This window comes from Tenacibaculum aiptasiae, from assembly GCF_965221665.1.
Lineage (GTDB): Bacteria > Bacteroidota > Bacteroidia > Flavobacteriales > Flavobacteriaceae > Polaribacter > Polaribacter aiptasiae.
Map to the genome: position 1 here is coordinate 1093171 of NZ_CBDCSN010000002.1, position 17813 is coordinate 1110983.

Consider the following 17813-nt stretch of genomic DNA (forward strand, 5'->3'; position numbering starts at 1 on the left):
GTCTTAATAGTTTTTATATTGCAAAAATATATCTCGCTTCATAAAAAAAATGACGCGATTAGAAATTAAAAAGACGCAAAACAAAAAAGGATTACAATTTTTAAAACCGCTAAAAATGAATAAAAATATTGGCTTAATTTATGGCTCAGATACTGGAATGACAGAAGAAATAACGCATACCATTGTAGATGAGTGGAATGAAAGTGAAATTGAAGTAATTGAAGTATCGCAAGTATCAAAATCTGATTTTGAAAGAATGGATATTCTGTTTTTAGGGTTATCTACTTGGTATGATGGTGATTTACAAAGTGATTGGGAATCGTACTTTGATGAGTTTAAAACCATTGATTTTTCCAACAAAACAATAGCTTTATTTGGTTTAGGTGATCAATATGGTTATGGTGAATATTTTATTGATGGTGTAGGAATGTTAGCTGAAGTAGTTTTAGAAAATGGTGGAAAAATTATAGGACAATGGCCTACGGATGGTTATGATTACACTGAATCTAAAGCAAAAATAGAAGGTAAGGAGTTGTTTTATGGTTTAGCTTTGGATGAAGACAATCAACCAGAATTAACACAAGAAAGATTATCTACTTGGTTATCGATATTGAAAGAAAAATTAATAGCTTAAGTTTGATTAAACTTAAGCTATTTAAATATTTTTAACTCTCTGGTGCTAGTTCTACTTCTAGTCCTTCTAATTCAGGTGTCATTTGTATTTGACAACCTAAACGGCTATTATCTTCTACATAAAAAGCTTCTGCAAGCATTGCGTCTTCATCATCTCCCATTTCTGGCAATTCATGATCCGATTTGATATAACATTGACATGAAGCACACATTGCCATACCACCACAAATTCCAATAGTTCCTTCTGGTGCTAACTCATAGGAACGAACTACTTCCATTAAATTCATTGCCATGTCTGTAGGTGCTTGTATTTCATGTGTCACACCTTCACGATCTGTAATTTTTATAGTAATATCTTGCTCCATAATTATAAATTCATTTTTTTTCTTAGAGTTTTCGCTCTTTTATCTTCTCCATCATGACTCCAACCTGGTGAGTTGAAAATATAGTTTAATTTATCACTCCATGAATCTGCACGCTTTACATCTTTCCATATAGCGGCATACTCATGAGTTGCTACTTTAACCGGATTGTATGTTTCTATGTTTACTGTTAACCCATATACAGGTTTATCTACTTCTTTTAATTCTTCAGAAAATGTTCCAAACATACGATCCCAAATAATTAAAATTCCAGCATGATTACAATCTAAATAGCGAATATTAGAAGCATGATGTACTCTGTGATGAGAAGGTGTATTAAAAATAAACTCTATTGGCTTTGGCAACTTATCAACTAGTTCTGTATGTACAAAGAATTGATAAATTAAACTAATCCCCATCATGGTGAACATCATTAATGGATCAAAACCTAATAAAGGTATCCACATCCAAAAGAAAAATTTGTGAATACGCTCTCCAACTCCTTGACGTAAAGCTGTCCCTAAATTCATGTGTACTGATGAATGGTGTGGTACATGACCTGCCCAGAATAATCGTACTTCATGGTTCAATCTATGAAACCAATAGTAAGCTAAATCATCTGCAAATAATAACACAATCCATGCCCACCATTGACGTCCTACAACACCTTTTAACGGGCTTATTTCATATAAGTAAAAGAAAGCTACAAAGGCTAAAATTTTAGGAATAAACTCAACAATAGCAGAAAATACCATCATCAATAAAGAAACACCTGTATCTTTACCATAATATTTTTCTTTTGCAAACTGATATTCGACCAGCATGGAAATAAAAAAAATTGGTAAAGCAAAGTATAATAATTTATCTTCTGAAAGTTGTTGTATGTAATCTGTTAATGTCAATTCTCTATTCTTTTTTGTAATATAATTTAAGAGTTTCTTTTACAAAATTAGTTTTTCCTAATACATAAGCACCTCTATCGTTTTTATGTTTAGATGCTAATTCTACTTTCAGTCTCTCGTATTCTTTTGCTCTTTTTGGATTATCAATTAAATAGTCTCTAAACTTTAACTGTTGAGTCATTTCATTGTCCTTAGGACACATATGAATATGGTAAATTTGTTCTTTTTTACCTTCTAAATTATACCCTTTACCAAAAGACATATACGCTTGTATATTTTCTCTTTCTGGCACTTCAAAATAAGTATAACCTAAATTTTCGAAGCTTTTAATTACTTCTTTATTGAATAAAAGCTCTTTTGGAATTTCAATAAATAAATCAATATAAGCCTTTGACTTTATATTTGGTATTGAAGTACTACCAAAATGCTCTATTCTGTTAAAATATGAATTATCGACATTCTTAATAATATTGGCTTTTTCTCTTTCAAAAATGTGCTTCCAATTTTTATTATGATTTGACAATTGAATAGGAAAAAGTGTATTCCAATCTTCTCTTGTCAAATCATATAATGTCTTAGTCATTTTTTAGTTAATCGCTTTTACAACAGCTTTAGGTGCTTCTTTTTTAGTTCCATCAAAACCTGTTACCCCTCCAACTGTAGTATATTTCATTACATACTTTTTGTCTGGATAAATACGTTGAAAAGCACTCTGGCACATTAAAGTTGCTTCGTGAAAACCACATAAAATTAACTTTAATTTTCCTGGATATGTATTCACATCACCAATAGCATAAATTCCAGGAATATTTGTTTGATAGTCTAATGCGTTATTTACTTTAATTGCATTTTTCTCAATCTCTAATCCCCAATTAGCTATAGGTCCTAATTTAGGAGCCAATCCGAATAATGGAATGAAATGATCACATGCTAAAGTAAATGGTTCTTTATCTTTTTGCTCTACCATAACACCTTCCACTTTGCCTTCTCCAACAATTCCTTTAACCTCAGCTGGTGTTATTAGATTAATCTTACCTTCGTTCTTTAATTCCTGAACTTTATCTACTGAATCTAAAGCTCCACGGAATTCATTTCTTCTATGAATTAATGTAACTGAAGAAGCTACGTCTGCCAAGAAAATAGACCAGTCTAATGCAGAATCTCCACCACCCGCAATAACTACATCTTTATCGCGATATAATTCAGGTTCACGGATCATATATTCTACTCCATTATCTTCAAAATCAGCAATATTTGGAATAGGTGGTTTACGAGGTTCAAAACTTCCTAATCCTCCTGCAATAGCTACCACAGGTGCTTGGTGTTTTGTTCCTTTATTTGTAGTTACAATAAAAGACCCATCGTCTTGTTTTTCGATAGTATCTGCACGCTCTCCTAAAGTAAAACCTGGTTCAAATTGCTTTATTTGTTCCATCAATTTATCGGTTAAATCACCTGCTAAAATTTCTGGATAAGCTGGAATATCGAATATTGGTTTTTTAGGATATATTTCTGAACATTGCCCTCCTGGTTGTGGCAATGCATCAATTAAGTGACATTTTAACTTTAATAATCCTGCTTCAAAAACGGTGAACAGTCCAGTGGGACCAGCACCGATAATTAGTATATCTGTCTTAATCATTTTCAAATAATAAAATCGAGTAAATTTATTAGTTGTAATTTTTTTAAATACTGATTTTTATCAGTTATTCAACATTAATTACTTCTTCAATTTCTGGTGCGTATTTTTTAATTGTTGCCTCAACTCCGTTTTTTAACGTCATTTGATTTACTGAACAACCACTACACGCTCCTTCTAATTGTACTTTTACTGTATTATTTTCAATAGATAATAACTTAATATTTCCACCATCGCTTACTAAAAACGGGCGGATTTCTTCTAACGCCTTCTCTACGTTATTTTTTGTTTCTGTTGCTGTCATAATCTTTGATTATTTTGTGCTACAACCACTCATTGTTGTAATACGAACTACTTCAGTTGGTGGTAAATTTGCATTTCTTTTTAATAATTGAGAAACCATTTCTTTTGTTACATCAGTAAATGCTTTTTCTAATGGTGAGTTTTCTTGTAAAGCTACTGGACGTCCTGCATCCCCTGCTTCACGAATACTTTGCACCAATGGAATTTCTCCTAAGAAACTAGTTTCAATATCTTCAGCTAAATTTTTTGCGCCTCCTTCTCCAAAAATGTAATATTTATTATCTGGCAATTCAGCTGGTGTAAAATACGCCATGTTTTCCACAATACCTAAAACTGGCACATTAATACTTTCTTGTTGAAACATTGCTACTCCTTTTTTAGCATCTGCTAAGGCAATGTTTTGCGGTGTACTTACTACTACTGCTCCATTAATTGGAACTGCTTGTACTATTGATAAATGTACATCTCCTGTTCCTGGAGGCAAATCAATTAATAGAAAATCTAGCTCTCCCCAATCTGCATCAAAAATTAATTGGTTTAATGCTTTTGAAGCCATTGGTCCACGCCAAATTACTGCTTGGTTTGGGTTTGTAAAAAAACCTAGAGATAATAATTTAACTCCATAGTTTTCTACTGGTTTCATTTTTGAACGTCCATTCACATTTACTGCTAATGGCTTTTCTAATTCTACATCAAACATTAAGTGTTGTGATGGCCCATAAACATCGGCATCTAAAACTCCAACTTTGAACCCCATCTTTGCTAAAGATACTGCCATGTTAGAAGTAATAGTAGATTTTCCTACTCCTCCTTTACCAGATGCTACTGCAATAATATTTTGAATATTAGGAATCTCTTTTCCTCTTATCTGGTTTGGATTTTCTTTTTGTTGAACTTCAACCTTCACATTCACTTTTACATCAATCTTTTCATCGACGTGTTGGTGAATTGCTTTCATTATCTCAACTTCAACTTTCTTTTTTGCTTGTAATGTCGGATTAGAAATTGTTACATCAACAATAACCTCATCGCCAAAAGCTACTACGTTTTTTATATTTTCGTTTTCAACCAAACTTTTACCTTCTCCAGGTGCAGTAATAGTTTCTAACGCCTTGTATATATCTTGTTTCTTAAAACTCATTAGAGTAATAAATTAAATTAATTCTAAATTACAAAGATACGCTTTAGCCCTCATAAAATAAAGCGTTTACATCGTGATTATTTATAGATTTATAAGCGATATTTATTTTTAGTATTTTCGTTAACCTATGGATCTAATAAATCAAATAAACTTACTGGCTTACCCTATAGCTATTCCTATATTTATTCTCTTAATTTTAGTAGAAATATATCTTGGTTGGAAAGACCGAAATCAGAATCATGAATTCAAGGACTCTGGTGTAAATATTCTTTCGGGATTAATCTTCTTTATAATTTCATTACTCACAAAATCATTAAAATTATTACTATTCTTTTTTGTGTATAATAATTTTAGATTGTTTACAATTGAATATAACTCTTGGCCATCATGGGTAGTTTTATTCTTTTTAGATGATTTTGTTTTTTATTGGGGGCATAGAATTTCTCATACCGTATCCTTTTATTGGGCTAGTCATGTAGTACATCACTCTTCTGAACGTTTCAATTTTTCAACTGCTTTACGAAAAACTTGGACCTATGATGTTACTGGACATTTTTTATTTTGGATTTGGTTGCCTTTAGTAGGTTTTCATCCTCTACAAATATTTGCTATTAAAACTTTAAATTTTATTTATCAATATTGGATTCACACAGAAAAAATTAAAAAGCTTCCTTCTTGGTTTGAATTTGTTTTCAACACACCTTCTCATCATAGAGTACATCATGGTTCTAACTTAAAATATTTAGACAAAAATCATGCTGGCGTTTTAATTATTTGGGATCGTATGTTTGGAACTTTTCAAAAAGAAGAAGAAACTCCTACTTACGGGTTAACTTCTAACATTAAAACTCATAACTTATTTAAAGTTGAGTTTCATGAATGGAAAAGCATGCTTACTAGAGCTTTTAACAGTGGAAGTTTACTTAATGGAATTAAATATTTATTAATGCCTCCGGGTTGGAGTCATGATAAGAGTACTTTAACTACAAAAGAACTGAGGAAAAGTCTTGGTGATAAAAAACTATAATTCTTCAGATGGGTTCCAAAAAACCTTATCAAAATCTTGAATTTGATTTTCTTTAACCTTTATACCTTCACTTTCTAAAAGTTGCTGCATAAGGTTTGTTCCATCAAAATGCTGTTTACCTGTTAGCAAGCCTATTCTATTTACAACTCTATGCGCAGGAACATTTTTAGCACTGGAATTATTCATCGCCCAGCCCACCATTCTTGCAGAACGTGCTGCTCCTAAATACGTTGCTATAGCTCCATAACTAGTAACTCTACCGTATGGTATTAAACGTGCTACTTCGTAGACTTTTTCAAAAAAATTATCAGATTTTCCCACTTATTAAAAATATAATTTGACAGCTGAATAAATTGCAATAAATCCCGTAATTCCCCCTATTAATATTGTAAAATATTTAGAATACTCTATAAGTTTATTCTCAAACTTTTGTGCTAAAAAAAGATAACTACTTAAAATAGCAAAAGTCCCAAGAACGGTACCCAACCCAAAAACTGAAGTACAAACAAGTCCTGACATTGCCCATCCGTGCATTACAAATGATGAATGTGCTACTGCAAAAAAAGGAATTGCAAACATATTAACAGAAGACAATGACAAGCCAAAGAAAAAACCATTTCGGATAGGTTTGTTTTCTTTTTGTTTAGACTTTGACAGCCCTTTATATATAAAAGTTGCAGAAATAATAGCAAAAACAAAGATTGCTATTTTTTTAACCCAAATTATTATTTGAGGATATTCTTTCAAAAAAGATGATAACAAAACTGCTAACAAAACCTGAATTAAAACAATTACCGAAGCTCCAAGAGCAAATTGATAGGCAATTTTTCTATTATTTTCAATACAAATTTTACTCGCTGTAATATTTAACATACTTGGTGGTGTATAACCTATATAGGAAGTTATAAATCCTAGTGCCAAGTGTGATAATATCATTTCTTATGAGTTTTGTTTTACTATTGTGTTGGACGGAAAGAATGAGCAATCCTTTCTCAAAAATAGCTTAAAAACTCTTTATAAATTGAATTTATCTAGTATTTTAATTTAAAACGGATATAAGTAATTGGTTTACCAATTTCTAAGTATTGTTTTTCGTAAAAAGTTTGTGTTGAAGTTACTTCCTCCGGAGCTCCTTCATTTTTATACACATTGTGGTTTGCATGTATTATTTCATGTCCTTCACCATGTAACAAACCTAATGTATATCCATGCATAAACTCGCTATCGGTTTTTAAATTCATAAAACCTCCTTCTTTTAAAATATGGTAATATCTTCTTAAGAAGGTAGCATTTGTCATACGATGCTTAGTACGTTGATACTTTATTTGTGGATCTGGAAAAGTAATCCATATTTCATCAACTTCATTTTCTGCAAAAATGTAATCGACTAATTCTATTTGTGTTCTAATAAAGGCAACATTATCCATGTTGTTTTCTAGAGCTGTTTTAGCTCCACGCCAAAAACGAGCACCCTTTATATCGATACCAATAAAATTTTTATCTGGATTTTTTTCAGCTAATGCAATAGTATATTCTCCTTTACCACAACCCAATTCTAAAACAATAGGGTTATCATTTTTAAAAAAAGTATTCCATTTTCCTTTTAAAGAAAAATTATTGATTACTTCTTCTCTCGATGGTTGGATAACATTAGCAAACGTTTCATTTTCTTTGAAACGTTTTAATTTGTTTTTACTTCCCAATGTGTGTAGAAATTAAGCTCTATCTTCAGTTCCTTCACGTAGGAAAGTAGCTGATTGGTTCATCCAATAAGCAAATAACACTACTAAAACTCCTAAGAAAATCCAATTAACAGTGTTAGAAGTCCACCATCCTGCATCTCCTTTAGCTACTTCTAATCGTAACCACTTAAAAGGGACGAATAATACTTCAAATAAATCTCCTATTAATCTAAAAATATTTAATCCTAACATAACTTGATTATCTTTACGTTTGCAAAAATATAAAAAGAAACGATGTTAGCCAATTTTTTCGGTAAATCTAAACCTGTAAATTTCGTAGTGCTTTTTGCACTCTTTTTAATTTATTTTTCTTTAAGCCTATTTTCTAAAGAGTTATCCTTTGGTCTTTTTAAAGAACTACTTTGGTTTATTGTGGTTTTTTCTGTTTATAATTTCATTATTGCAAAGAATCAACTCACTTTTGATAATTCTTATGCTTTTTTATTCTTTGTAATTCTTCTGGGGTTTTTCCCAGACACTTTAAATATTAACAATACTTTTTATGCTTGTTTAACTGTATTACTCTTTTTACGTAAAGTATATAGTTTGCAATCGTCAAAGAATGTTTTTCATAAAATATTTGATGGTGGTTTATGGCTTGGGTTTTCATTTTTAATTGAACCTTATACCGCCATATTTATTATTCTATTGTATCTTTCTATATTCTTACATCAGCGTTTTACGTATCAAACATTACTAATTCCTATTATTGGATTTAGCAGTCCTGTTTTTTTATATTTTACTTATTGTTTTTGGTATGATAAAACTGAAGACTTCCAGCTTCTTTTTAATTGGAACTTCTCTTACAAATTGGATTTCTATTTAAATACTAAGTATTTATTTCCAATTATCTTCATTTCCCTTTTTACATTGTCTTCTATACTGTTAAAAAGTCCAAAAGCATTAGCTGTTCTTAACACTTTTAGAAAAAACTGGATACTAACTTTAACTCATCTAACTATTTCTTTATCTATAATTTTCTTAATAAAAGATAAGATAGGTAGTGAATTATTATTCTCTTTCTTTCCTATTTCTGTAGTACTAGCTAATGGTTTGGAATTATTCCAAAAAAGATGGTTTGCAGATTTATTTGTTATAACTGCATTAGCATGTTCAATTATTCTGTATTTTATATAGAATTACATTTTTGTTCCAAATGCTAAATCTCCTGCATCTCCTAATCCTGGAATGATGTATCCTTTGTCGTTAAGCTTTTCGTCAATATCAGCAATCCATAATTCTGTATCGTCTGGAAAGAATTCTTTAATATAATCAACTCCTTCCGATGAACCTATCACTGAAACAATTTTAATTTCTTTAGGAGTGCCATATTTTTTTATGGCCTCATAAACTGCTACTAACGAACGTCCTGTTGCTAACATTGGATCTACCAATAATAATGTTTTTCCATCTATTGATGGTGAAGCAAAATATTCTACTACAATTTCAAATTCTTCATCATTATTTGGGTGATGGCGGTACGCAGAGATGAAAGCATTTTCTGCATCATCAAAATAGTTTAATAATCCATTATGCAAAGGCAGTCCTGCTCTTAGAATTGAACATAAAACTGTATTGTTAACTGGTAAGTTTGTTGGTTTTATTCCCAAAGGAGTTTGAACATCCTTATTTTTGAAAGATAATTTTTTACTTAACTCATAACCTAAAACCTCTCCAATTCTTTCTATATTTCTACGAAAACGCATTGAATCTTTTTGTACGTTAACGTCTCTAATTTCTGCTAAAAATTTATTAAGTATAGAGTTTTCTTGGGCTAGGTGATGAATGTGCATGTTTTAAATTATTTCCTGCGAAATTACAAAAAAGAAAAACTCCATCTTGAATGATGGAGTTTTAAATTATTAAAAAATAACATAAGAAAATTTAACCCCTACTGCTGGATAAATTGTTGAACTATCAATCCATTTTGGAGTATCAAAATCCTTAGCAAATCCTAATCCTACATGTGCATTAAACAACCAATTTCCCCCTAAAGATCTTTGAATACCCCAGTGAACTTCATTCATTAAAACATTATTCCCTGGTTTTTCTCCTATTGCTTCTGAAAATCTTTTTGTTATATATTTTGTTTGAAAAGCCCAATAATTCCCTGAATTATTCGAATTGTTTTTACCTTCTTTGAATCGTTTTTCTCTATTATAAATGTATTTAAATTCTGATTTCAAATATGCTGATGGTGATTTATTAATTATCCAACGAGCTTCTAATCCATTACTTACATTATATGATGCACCTATACCTGTACTTAAATCTACAGTCCATTTTTCTGCTAATGGTATTTCATAAGAAATTCCTAAACCAGATAAGTTAAAATCTGTTTTAAATAATGATTTCAATTTTTCATCTTCTTGTGAAAACATTGAAAAACACATTAACAAAGTTGTTGCAATTGATAGTAGTAATTTGTTGTTCTTCATAACTTAATATTTAGTTTCTTTTAAAATTTAAGCTATCAAAAACCAAGTTTTATGCCAGCAGTTATTTTACAAATGTCTTTAACATTTTTATAACTTCTTTCTTATTTTCAATATGACTCATATGTCCATTTGATAAAAACTGAATTGGTGTTTTTGTTCTTTTCGCTTCCTCTCTAATTGACTCCTCATTGATAATAGGGTCATTTTCTCCAGAAACAATTAAACGTTTTTCAATTTTCTTTAAAACATTTTCTTTATTCTTCCTTAGACGCATTCCTTGTGTTGCTGCTATATAACCTTGAAGCGGAGTTTTTAATGCTTCCTTTTTAACCTCATCAATTTCAAACAAAAATTCTTTTCTAGTTTCTTCTGCAAATAAATTTGCAATAGACATTTTTATCAAACTTGTATAGTTTGTTTGTGCTACTTCACAAGCTTTCAAACGTATTTCTTTTCGTTCTTCTGAATCTTCTTGCGATGTTGAGTTAAGCAAACACAATCCTTTAATATTTTCTAAATATTTTTCTGCAAAAGCTAAAGAAACATATCCTCCCATAGAGTGTCCAATTATAAAAAATCTTCTAACTCTCAAATGTTTTAAAACTGCTTTAACAGCTTCTGCCATATCTTCCATAGAATGCATATAACCTATACATTCAGAATTACCATGCCCTAATAAATCAACACAAATTACACGATTATTTTTTTTTAGTTCATTGGCTATTCCATTCCACATAGCAGCGTTTTCGAGAAACCCATGAAGTAAAACAATAGCTCCTCCTTTTCCTATATCTGAATATGCTATTTTACTGTTTTTGTAATTGATAAATTCTTGCATCCTGCAAAAATATGTATCTTTCACTAGTTAAAAATTCTATACTATAAAAAATGCTTCTTTCTCCCTTCAATAAATTAACTAAAACTCAAGAAAAAAGACTTACATACCTGCTTGTTTTTTCTACCATGATTCTAATTATCTGCATGCTTTATTTAGATAGTTTTCTTACCAATTCTGTATGTAAACATGGCATTGTTAGTTTTGAATTAGCTAAAGATTTAAAAGTCTCTGAAAGAATTATTAATTCATGGAATGAAACTTCAAAAATTAGTGCAGGTATTAGTTTAGGACTCGATTTTCTATTTTTAATTTCTTACTCTTCTCTAATTGCTATTTTAATTCATAAACTCAACTCTCATTTATGGAAGAATACTCGACTTTATAGTTTTGGAGTAATTCTAATACTTTCATTGTTTTTTGCTGCATTATTTGATGCTATCGAGAATATTGGACTTATTCAACTATTATTGGGAAACCTAAAACAAACTTGGAGTTCAATAGCCTATTATTTTGCTGTACCTAAGTTTGTAATAATTTTAATTGGTATCCTCTATATTCTTTTCAATTTTGTTTATTTGTTAATCAAAAAATATATTTAGATGAAACTCTCAAAAGAAGTATTGATTACCGGTTTTGCTTTATTTTCTATGTTCTTTGGGGCTGGAAACTTAATTCTTCCTCCTTTTTTAGGAAAAAATGCTGGAGATAATTGGTCTTGGGTTACTCTAGGTTTTTTTATAACGGCTGTTTTTATACCTATTCTAGGAATTTTGGCACATGCTAAATTACAAGGAACTATGTATGATTTCGGTAAAAAGGTTTCTCCTTTATTCAGTACTATTTATTGTTTTATTGTATACGCTATTTCGATTGCTTTACCTGCTCCCAGAACTGCTTCTGTTACTCATGAAATGGCTATTGCTCCATACTTTGATATCAATTCAATAATTACAAGTACAATATATTTTGGTCTGGTTTTTTTATTTGTAATGAATAGAACCAAGATTTTAAATTTATTAGGTAAGTTTTTAACTCCGTTAATCATATTAATACTACTTGCTATTATATTTATTGGAATGTTTACAGCTCCCGTAGCTACAAATCCTTCTACTTTTAATTCTCCTTTTGTCGATGGGCTTCTTGAAGGCTATCAAACTTTTGATGCCATTGGAGCTGTGGTAGTAGGTGGAATTCTAGTTATTTCAATGAACTTTAATAAAAACACTTCTTTTGAAGCAAAAAAAGAGTTAATTACAAAAGCTGGTATCATAGCTGGTATTGGTCTTTTAATTATATATGCTGGACTTATTTATAATGGCGCTATACACAATGGTATTTTTAGCAATGATGCTACTAGAACAGATGTTTTAAATACATTAAGTACACAAACATTAGGAAATATAGGAACTGTTTTCTTAGGTATTTTAGTAGCCTTGGCTTGTTTTACTACTGCTGTAGGTATTATAACTGGTACTGCAGACTATATTAAAGGAATTACAAATAATTCACAAAATGCTTACACGATTACTGCTGTTATTAGTTGTGTTTTAGGTGTTTTAGTTGGACAGTTTGATGTACATTATATTATAAACATTGCACTACCTGCATTAATGTTTATTTATCCTATAACCATAGTTTTAATCATCTTAAATGTACTTCCTAACAAGTACACGTCTGCTCGAGTTTTTAAAGTGGTTGTTATAATTACTTTTATTTTTAGTATTCCAGATTTTTTAGGTTTTATTGTTCCTAAAGAAAGTTTAGTTGATGTAAAAAACATAATTCCTTTAGCTAATAATCACTTGGGATGGGTATTACCAGCTATTTTAAGTTTTGTTGGTATTAACTTAACAAAAGAAACAATTATTTAAATCTAAAGAACTCACTAATAAGCACTTTAACAAGTTGTTAATATCTAAAAATCAGCAAATTGATTATTTTTAACAAAACCAAAAGTCATGAAAACTTTTTATTTGTTAATCATTTTATTTATTACAACTCAACTCACTGCTCAAGAGAAAGAGCAAGCAATTAAGGACGTAAAGCAAGCTGCCTATAATTACATTGATACTTTTTACAAAGCTGATACTACTTTAGCTTACAAAAGTGTTCATAAAGACCTCAGGAAAGTAGGCTGGTGGTTTGACAAGAAAAAAGGAAAATTTTCTAGTAAATCTGAAATGCCTTTTCATAAACTAATTGCATTGGCAAAAAAATGGAACGCTAAAGGCAATAGAGCCAATGAAAATTCAATTAGAAAAATAAACGTTTTAGAGGTTTCCGATAAAATTGCTGTAGTAAAGGTTACGGCAGTTTGGGGAATAGATTATTTGAATATGGTAAAAACTAAAGATGGCTGGAAGTCTATCAATATTATCTGGCAGTCAAAACCTAAATTTTCTTTAAAAGATTAATCCATAAAAAAACCGAACTAGTTTAAGTTCGGTTTTTTATTTTATTTATAAAGAGTTATTAAAATCTATACCCTAAATTAATACCTACTCTAGGCACAATAGATCTTGAGTCTGAAGAAAACATATTTCTACCTAAACCTCCATGAACATCAATAACAAAACCTCCTGAAGATACATACTTAGATCCAACAGCTATACCTAAAGCTCCATCTGTGTATTCTTTGTATTGATTTGTTCCAATTTTTCTTTCACCTGTGTTAATTCCTAAAAAAACTTCTCCAAAGTAATTCCAGTTTCTATTATTTGTAAAGTAATGACGGAAAAATGGCGTAATCATTCTTTTTTCATTGTATCTAAAATCTGCTGATCTCTTCTCAAAATTAAATAATGCAGAAACCCCAACAGAAGATTGTTCGCTTGTATAATATTCGTAAGATATGTCTAAGGTTTTAAGTGCTAAAGCATCAAATATGTCAACTTTTACCTCTTGTTGTGCTTGAGCAAATGCGCTGATAAATATCACAGCAACTAATATTATTTTTTTCATCTTTTACTTTTTATTGATTTAAATTATCTATCAATTATAGTACCACAAACATACATTAATTGTTTAATGCTTTAAAAACTTACAACAATATTTTATAACTATGAACAATTACAGTTTGTATCGCAATTATTTTTCTTTTTTGATTTTATAAAAAACTTTTTAATCAAAAAAACAACTGCCAGTAAAACAACTATATATGTTAAAACTTCTTGCATTAACTTAAAAATTGATAGGCTCCTAATGCCGATAAATATGCTAAAACACCCATTCCTACTAATTGTATTAACGGCCATTTCCAGCTTTTAGTTTCTCTTTTAACAATAGCCAATGTAGCCATACACTGCATTGCAAAAGCATAAAACAACAACAAAGATATCCCTGTAGCAAAGTTAAATCGACTTTTACCTGTTTCTGGATTCATCTCTGAAGCCATTTTTTCTTTAATTGTAGTTGTGTCTTCATCATTATTCTCTACACTATAAATAGTTGCTAAGGTTCCAACAAAAACTTCTCTTGCAGCAAAAGACGCTATTAAACCAATTCCTATTTTCCAATCGTAACCTAATGGTTTTACAATTGGTTCTATTGTTTTTCCTGCAATACCTATATAAGAATTCTCCAACTTAGCTGAAGCTATTTTTTGTTCTAGCTCTTGCTCTGATAACTGTTGGTTCATTGTTTTTTGAGCTATGTCTTTTTCAACATTATCAAATGACGAAGGCCCATGCGATGCCAAAAACCATAAAACTATAGAGATTGCTAATATTATTTTTCCCGCTCCAAATACAAATGCTTTTGTTTTTTCTAATACATCTAAAAAGACATTTTTTACTGAAGGCACTTTATAATCAGGCATCTCTATTACAAAAAACGAATTACTTTTAATTTTTAGTGTTTTATGTAAAATAAATGCTGCTATTATTGCCGCTCCAAAACCAAGAACATACAGAGCTAATAATGTAAGTCCTTGTAAACTTACAAAACCTAAAACTTTAGTGTTTGGAATAATTAAAGCAATTAAAATAGCATACACTGGTAAACGAGCTGAACATGTGGTAAATGGCGTAACTAAGATTGTAATTAAACGTTCTTTCCAACTAGAAATAGTACGTGTTGCCATTACTGCTGGTATTGCACATGCAGTTCCCGAAATTAAAGGAATTACACTTTTACCACTCATACCAAATCGTCTCATAATTTTATCCATTAAAAAGACAACTCTACTCATATAACCTGTTTCCTCTAGAAGAGCTATAAATAAAAATAAAATGGCTATTTGTGGAATAAAAATTACAACTCCTCCAATACCTGGAATAATTCCATCAGTTAGTAAATCAGTAAACATACCTTCTGGTAGTTTAGATTTAGTAAACTCTGCAATGTTAGCAAACAAGCCATCTATAAAATCCATTGGAGTTGATGCCCATTCAAAAATCGATTGAAAAATCAATAACAGCATTCCAAAGAAAATAACATATCCAAATATTTTATGAGTAAAAACACGATCTAATTTAGATCTTATATCTGTTCCTTTAGAGCTATCTACCTCATAAGTTTTCTTTAAAATTGAATTAATTTTTTGGTATCTATAAATTGTTTCTTTATGCTGATACTTCTTCTGTTTAGACACATCATGACCAAACTGCTCTAATTCCTCTTCTTCCTTACTTGAAAGCAACGATGTATATTGCTTGGTATACATTAACCATAATTCATAAATAGAAAATCTTTGACTTTTTTCTGATAATTCTTTAAAGTAATCAGCATCAATTCTAGATGAAATTTCTTCAAAGTTTGAATATGGTTTTATCTCTTTATAATTTGCAATTTCTTCTTTTAAATCATCAATCCCTTGATTGTTTCTTGCTGAAATTAAAACTACTTTAGTGTGTAGTTCTTTTTCTAAGCTATCAATATCAATTGAAATTCCTTTTCGTTGTAACTGATCGGCCATATTCAAGGCTAAAATTACTGGAATCTCTAAATCTTGAATTTGAGTAAACAATAGTAAGTTTCTTTTCAAATTCTCTACATCAGCAACTACTACAATTACTTCTGGCTTATCATCTTCATTAGAAGTTAATAAGTTTTTTAACACAATACTTTCATCAATCGAAGTTGGATTAATACTGTAAGTACCAGGTAAATCGGTAATTATAGCCGATTCTTTGTTTGATAATTTACATACACCTTGTTTTTTATCAACAGTAACTCCAGGATAGTTTCCAACTTTCTGATTTAAACCGGTTAACTGATTAAATAATGATGTTTTTCCTGTATTAGGATTTCCTATTAATGCTACTTTAATACGTTTACTCATCAGTTAAATTTTAGTAACTATTATTTGACTAGCTGTTTCTTTTCTTATTGCTAAATGACTACCATTTACACAAATGTAAATTGGGTCTTTTAAAGGGGCTATTTGTAATAGCTCCACTTCTGTGCCAGGTAAGCAGCCCATTTCTAATAATTTTAACGGTATAACATCTAAGCTTTCTTCAGATATAATTCCTCTTTCTCCGATTTGTAAAGTTGCAATTGAATTCAAACGACATGTATAAATTAACCCACAAATATATTAAAATAGAACGATTCTAAACAACAAGCTTTGTTAATTATAAGCTCAAGCTTCATTTATTAATTGTCCTATGTGTATGAAACCTTATATTTGTGCTATGACTTTCGACCAAATCATCGGACAAGAACATATTAAAAAGCATTTACAACAAACTGTTAAAAACAACAGAATACCTCATGCTCAACTTTTTGTTGGTAAAGAAGGTTCTGGTACTTTAGCTACTGCCATTGCATATGCTCAATATTTATTATGTAATTCCTCTGCAAATGCCGAGGCTTGTAATTTAAAATGTAGTAAACTACAGCACCCTGATTTACATTTTGCTTTTCCAGTAACTACAAACGATTCTGTAAAGAAACACCCAGTAAGTAATTTATTTTTAAACGATTGGAGAGACTTTATTGAAAAACAACCTTATGGAAGTTTATTTAATTGGTTGCAACATATTGGAGTTGAAAATAAGCAAGGACAAATTGGAGTAGATGAAGCTGAAGATATTGTAAAAAAATTACAACTAAAATCATACGAAGGAGGTTTTAAAGTAATGATAATTTGGATGGCTGAAAAAATGAATGTAGCTGCTTCCAATAAATTATTAAAACTTATTGAAGAACCACCTAGTCAAACTATCTTTTTGTTAGTTACTGAAGATGAAGGTCAAATTATCAATACTATCAAATCTAGATGTCAAGCATTGCATTTCCCTTCATTAAGTAGTGCTGATATAGCAAATACTTTAATTCAACAGGAAAACGTTTCTGAAAATGAAGCTACAAAAACAGCTTATCAGGCAGAAGGAAATTACAACAAAGCGCTTCAGTTATTAAACAATAATTCTAATGATTTAATTTTTGAAGAATGGTTTATAACTTGGATTCGAGCGGCTTTTAAAGCAAAAGGTAATGCAGCTGTAATTCAAGACTTAATAGGCTGGTCAGAAACCATTGCAAAATCGGGAAGAGAAACACAAAAACAATTCTTACAATATTGTTTACAATTCTTTAGACAAGCCTTATTATTAAATTATGGTACTCCTGATTTAGTTTTTTTAGAAACAAAAACGAATAACTTCAAATTAGAAAAATTTGCTCCTTTTATAAATAGTGCAAATATCTTAACTATAGAGAAAGAAGTTAGCGATGCTTTATATCATATTGAACGAAATGGAAATGCAAAAATTATTTTATTAGATTTATCAATCAAATTAACTCGTCTTTTGCATACCAAAGAAGAAAAAATTAATGCTTAA

General features: G+C 30.2%; 23 protein-coding genes. 7 read left to right on the plus strand and 16 right to left on the minus strand.

All coding sequences use genetic code 11. From position 1 onward, the window contains the following. Positions 1 to 115 precede the first annotated feature (115 nt). The gene (locus ACOQN8_RS05265) at positions 116 to 634 is read left to right on the plus strand and encodes a flavodoxin (protein WP_420551889.1); all 519 of its coding nucleotides are present in this window, start codon (positions 116 to 118) and stop codon (positions 632 to 634) included. A gap of 31 nt (positions 635 to 665) precedes the next feature. Here the strand turns inward: ACOQN8_RS05265 and ACOQN8_RS05270 are convergent, their stop codons facing one another. The 6 genes from ACOQN8_RS05270 to ACOQN8_RS05295 all read right to left on the minus strand — a co-directional run bounded on the left by ACOQN8_RS05270 (position 666) and on the right by ACOQN8_RS05295 (position 4980). Continuing rightward, positions 666 to 998, minus strand: a complete 333-nt coding sequence (locus ACOQN8_RS05270) for a 2Fe-2S iron-sulfur cluster-binding family protein (RefSeq protein ID WP_150898244.1) — start codon at positions 996 to 998, stop codon at positions 666 to 668. Positions 999 to 1000: 2 nt separating this feature from the next. Beyond that, complete coding sequence (locus ACOQN8_RS05275; RefSeq protein ID WP_272150483.1) at positions 1001 to 1897, minus strand: sterol desaturase family protein; 897 nt, start codon at positions 1895 to 1897, stop codon at positions 1001 to 1003. A 4-nt stretch (positions 1898 to 1901) separates the two neighbouring features. Further along, entirely contained in the window at positions 1902 to 2480 is a 579-nt protein-coding gene (locus ACOQN8_RS05280; protein WP_150898243.1) for a GrpB family protein, read from the minus strand. 3 nt (positions 2481 to 2483) lie between these two features. Beyond that, a complete protein-coding gene (locus tag ACOQN8_RS05285; protein ID WP_150898242.1) occupies positions 2484 to 3539 on the minus strand; it encodes an NAD(P)/FAD-dependent oxidoreductase in 1056 nt (351 codons plus the stop codon). A 64-nt stretch (positions 3540 to 3603) separates the two neighbouring features. Beyond that, on the minus strand, positions 3604 to 3840 hold the full coding sequence (locus tag ACOQN8_RS05290) for a NifU family protein (RefSeq protein ID WP_150898241.1): 237 nt from the start codon (positions 3838 to 3840) through the stop codon (positions 3604 to 3606). 9 nt (positions 3841 to 3849) lie between these two features. Beyond that, positions 3850 to 4980 (minus strand): Mrp/NBP35 family ATP-binding protein, encoded by a 1131-nt coding sequence (locus ACOQN8_RS05295; protein WP_150898240.1) that lies wholly within the window; start codon positions 4978 to 4980, stop codon positions 3850 to 3852. A gap of 127 nt (positions 4981 to 5107) precedes the next feature. On the opposite strand from ACOQN8_RS05295, the gene ACOQN8_RS05300 reads away from it, so the two are divergent. Continuing rightward, the gene (locus ACOQN8_RS05300) at positions 5108 to 6007 is read left to right on the plus strand and encodes a sterol desaturase family protein (RefSeq protein WP_420551890.1); all 900 of its coding nucleotides are present in this window, start codon (positions 5108 to 5110) and stop codon (positions 6005 to 6007) included. On the opposite strand, the gene ACOQN8_RS05305 is transcribed toward ACOQN8_RS05300, so the two are convergent. The 4 genes from ACOQN8_RS05305 to ACOQN8_RS05320 all read right to left on the minus strand — a co-directional run bounded on the left by ACOQN8_RS05305 (position 6002) and on the right by ACOQN8_RS05320 (position 7941). Further along, positions 6002 to 6328, minus strand: coding sequence for an MGMT family protein (locus ACOQN8_RS05305; protein WP_272150478.1), 327 nt, complete (start codon positions 6326 to 6328; stop codon positions 6002 to 6004). The genes ACOQN8_RS05300 and ACOQN8_RS05305 overlap by 6 nt on opposite strands. 3 nt (positions 6329 to 6331) lie before the next feature. Continuing rightward, the gene (locus ACOQN8_RS05310) at positions 6332 to 6943 is read right to left on the minus strand and encodes a hypothetical protein (RefSeq protein ID WP_420551891.1); all 612 of its coding nucleotides are present in this window, start codon (positions 6941 to 6943) and stop codon (positions 6332 to 6334) included. A 95-nt stretch (positions 6944 to 7038) separates the two neighbouring features. Beyond that, on the minus strand, positions 7039 to 7710 hold the full coding sequence (trmB, locus tag ACOQN8_RS05315) for a tRNA (guanosine(46)-N7)-methyltransferase TrmB (RefSeq protein ID WP_150898236.1): 672 nt from the start codon (positions 7708 to 7710) through the stop codon (positions 7039 to 7041). Positions 7711 to 7722: 12 nt separating this feature from the next. Then, positions 7723 to 7941 carry a DUF6341 family protein gene (locus tag ACOQN8_RS05320; RefSeq protein WP_150898235.1) on the minus strand — a complete coding sequence of 73 codons (219 nt, stop codon included), beginning with the start codon at positions 7939 to 7941 and terminating at the stop codon, positions 7723 to 7725. A gap of 42 nt (positions 7942 to 7983) precedes the next feature. Between ACOQN8_RS05320 and ACOQN8_RS05325 the strand changes: the two genes are divergently transcribed. After that, positions 7984 to 8886 carry a DUF6427 family protein gene (locus ACOQN8_RS05325; protein WP_420551892.1) on the plus strand — a complete coding sequence of 301 codons (903 nt, stop codon included), beginning with the start codon at positions 7984 to 7986 and terminating at the stop codon, positions 8884 to 8886. A gap of 2 nt (positions 8887 to 8888) precedes the next feature. On the opposite strand, the gene upp is transcribed toward ACOQN8_RS05325, so the two are convergent. From upp to ACOQN8_RS05340, 3 genes are all read right to left on the minus strand, one after another. Then, positions 8889 to 9542 carry a uracil phosphoribosyltransferase gene (gene upp, locus ACOQN8_RS05330; protein ID WP_420551893.1) on the minus strand — a complete coding sequence of 218 codons (654 nt, stop codon included), beginning with the start codon at positions 9540 to 9542 and terminating at the stop codon, positions 8889 to 8891. A gap of 69 nt (positions 9543 to 9611) precedes the next feature. Continuing rightward, positions 9612 to 10187: a hypothetical protein gene (locus ACOQN8_RS05335; protein ID WP_420551894.1), complete on the minus strand. Its 576-nt coding sequence runs from the start codon at positions 10185 to 10187 to the stop codon at positions 9612 to 9614. A gap of 61 nt (positions 10188 to 10248) precedes the next feature. After that, a complete protein-coding gene (locus tag ACOQN8_RS05340) occupies positions 10249 to 11025 on the minus strand; it encodes an alpha/beta fold hydrolase (RefSeq protein ID WP_420551895.1) in 777 nt (258 codons plus the stop codon). 143 nt (positions 11026 to 11168) lie between these two features. Here ACOQN8_RS05340 and ACOQN8_RS05345 point away from each other — a divergent pair, with 143 nt between their 5' ends. The 3 genes from ACOQN8_RS05345 (at position 11169) to ACOQN8_RS05355 (ending at position 13439) form a co-directional block, all read left to right on the plus strand. Next, positions 11169 to 11624, plus strand: coding sequence for a hypothetical protein (locus ACOQN8_RS05345; RefSeq protein ID WP_420551896.1), 456 nt, complete (start codon positions 11169 to 11171; stop codon positions 11622 to 11624). Further along, entirely contained in the window at positions 11625 to 12896 is a 1272-nt protein-coding gene (gene brnQ, locus ACOQN8_RS05350) for a branched-chain amino acid transport system II carrier protein (RefSeq protein WP_420551897.1), read from the plus strand. 87 nt (positions 12897 to 12983) lie between these two features. After that, the gene (locus ACOQN8_RS05355; protein WP_420551898.1) at positions 12984 to 13439 is read left to right on the plus strand and encodes a nuclear transport factor 2 family protein; all 456 of its coding nucleotides are present in this window, start codon (positions 12984 to 12986) and stop codon (positions 13437 to 13439) included. A 58-nt stretch (positions 13440 to 13497) separates the two neighbouring features. Here the strand turns inward: ACOQN8_RS05355 and ACOQN8_RS05360 are convergent, their stop codons facing one another. From ACOQN8_RS05360 to ACOQN8_RS05370, 3 genes are all read right to left on the minus strand, one after another. Next, the gene (locus tag ACOQN8_RS05360) at positions 13498 to 13986 is read right to left on the minus strand and encodes a DUF3575 domain-containing protein (protein ID WP_420551899.1); all 489 of its coding nucleotides are present in this window, start codon (positions 13984 to 13986) and stop codon (positions 13498 to 13500) included. A 214-nt stretch (positions 13987 to 14200) separates the two neighbouring features. Further along, the gene (gene feoB / locus ACOQN8_RS05365; RefSeq protein ID WP_420551900.1) at positions 14201 to 16306 is read right to left on the minus strand and encodes a ferrous iron transport protein B; all 2106 of its coding nucleotides are present in this window, start codon (positions 16304 to 16306) and stop codon (positions 14201 to 14203) included. Between the two features lie 3 nt (positions 16307 to 16309). Next, positions 16310 to 16534 (minus strand): FeoA family protein, encoded by a 225-nt coding sequence (locus tag ACOQN8_RS05370; protein ID WP_150898219.1) that lies wholly within the window; start codon positions 16532 to 16534, stop codon positions 16310 to 16312. 127 nt (positions 16535 to 16661) lie between these two features. On the opposite strand from ACOQN8_RS05370, the gene ACOQN8_RS05375 reads away from it, so the two are divergent. Continuing rightward, positions 16662 to 17813, plus strand: a complete 1152-nt coding sequence (locus ACOQN8_RS05375; RefSeq protein ID WP_150898466.1) for a DNA polymerase III subunit — start codon at positions 16662 to 16664, stop codon at positions 17811 to 17813.

What these genes read in the sequence shown, in the direction of transcription:
- ACOQN8_RS05265 (WP_420551889.1), top strand. Translation starts at nt 116, where the DNA reads ATGAATAAAAATATTGGCTTAATTTATGGCTCAGATACTGGAATGACA.
- ACOQN8_RS05270 (WP_150898244.1), bottom strand. Translation starts at nt 998, where the DNA reads ATGGAGCAAGATATTACTATAAAAATTACAGATCGTGAAGGTGTGACA.
- ACOQN8_RS05280 (WP_150898243.1), bottom strand. Translation starts at nt 2,480, where the DNA reads ATGACTAAGACATTATATGATTTGACAAGAGAAGATTGGAATACACTT.
- ACOQN8_RS05285 (WP_150898242.1), bottom strand. Translation starts at nt 3,539, where the DNA reads ATGATTAAGACAGATATACTAATTATCGGTGCTGGTCCCACTGGACTG.
- ACOQN8_RS05290 (WP_150898241.1), bottom strand. Translation starts at nt 3,840, where the DNA reads ATGACAGCAACAGAAACAAAAAATAACGTAGAGAAGGCGTTAGAAGAA.
- ACOQN8_RS05295 (WP_150898240.1), bottom strand. Translation starts at nt 4,980, where the DNA reads ATGAGTTTTAAGAAACAAGATATATACAAGGCGTTAGAAACTATTACT.
- ACOQN8_RS05300 (WP_420551890.1), top strand. Translation starts at nt 5,108, where the DNA reads ATGGATCTAATAAATCAAATAAACTTACTGGCTTACCCTATAGCTATT.
- ACOQN8_RS05310 (WP_420551891.1), bottom strand. Translation starts at nt 6,943, where the DNA reads ATGATATTATCACACTTGGCACTAGGATTTATAACTTCCTATATAGGT.
- ACOQN8_RS05320 (WP_150898235.1), bottom strand. Translation starts at nt 7,941, where the DNA reads ATGTTAGGATTAAATATTTTTAGATTAATAGGAGATTTATTTGAAGTA.
- ACOQN8_RS05325 (WP_420551892.1), top strand. Translation starts at nt 7,984, where the DNA reads ATGTTAGCCAATTTTTTCGGTAAATCTAAACCTGTAAATTTCGTAGTG.
- upp (WP_420551893.1), bottom strand. Translation starts at nt 9,542, where the DNA reads ATGCACATTCATCACCTAGCCCAAGAAAACTCTATACTTAATAAATTT.
- ACOQN8_RS05335 (WP_420551894.1), bottom strand. Translation starts at nt 10,187, where the DNA reads ATGAAGAACAACAAATTACTACTATCAATTGCAACAACTTTGTTAATG.
- ACOQN8_RS05340 (WP_420551895.1), bottom strand. Translation starts at nt 11,025, where the DNA reads ATGCAAGAATTTATCAATTACAAAAACAGTAAAATAGCATATTCAGAT.
- ACOQN8_RS05345 (WP_420551896.1), top strand. Translation starts at nt 11,169, where the DNA reads ATGCTTTATTTAGATAGTTTTCTTACCAATTCTGTATGTAAACATGGC.
- brnQ (WP_420551897.1), top strand. Translation starts at nt 11,625, where the DNA reads ATGAAACTCTCAAAAGAAGTATTGATTACCGGTTTTGCTTTATTTTCT.
- ACOQN8_RS05355 (WP_420551898.1), top strand. Translation starts at nt 12,984, where the DNA reads ATGAAAACTTTTTATTTGTTAATCATTTTATTTATTACAACTCAACTC.
- ACOQN8_RS05360 (WP_420551899.1), bottom strand. Translation starts at nt 13,986, where the DNA reads ATGAAAAAAATAATATTAGTTGCTGTGATATTTATCAGCGCATTTGCT.
- feoB (WP_420551900.1), bottom strand. Translation starts at nt 16,306, where the DNA reads ATGAGTAAACGTATTAAAGTAGCATTAATAGGAAATCCTAATACAGGA.
- ACOQN8_RS05375 (WP_150898466.1), top strand. Translation starts at nt 16,662, where the DNA reads ATGACTTTCGACCAAATCATCGGACAAGAACATATTAAAAAGCATTTA.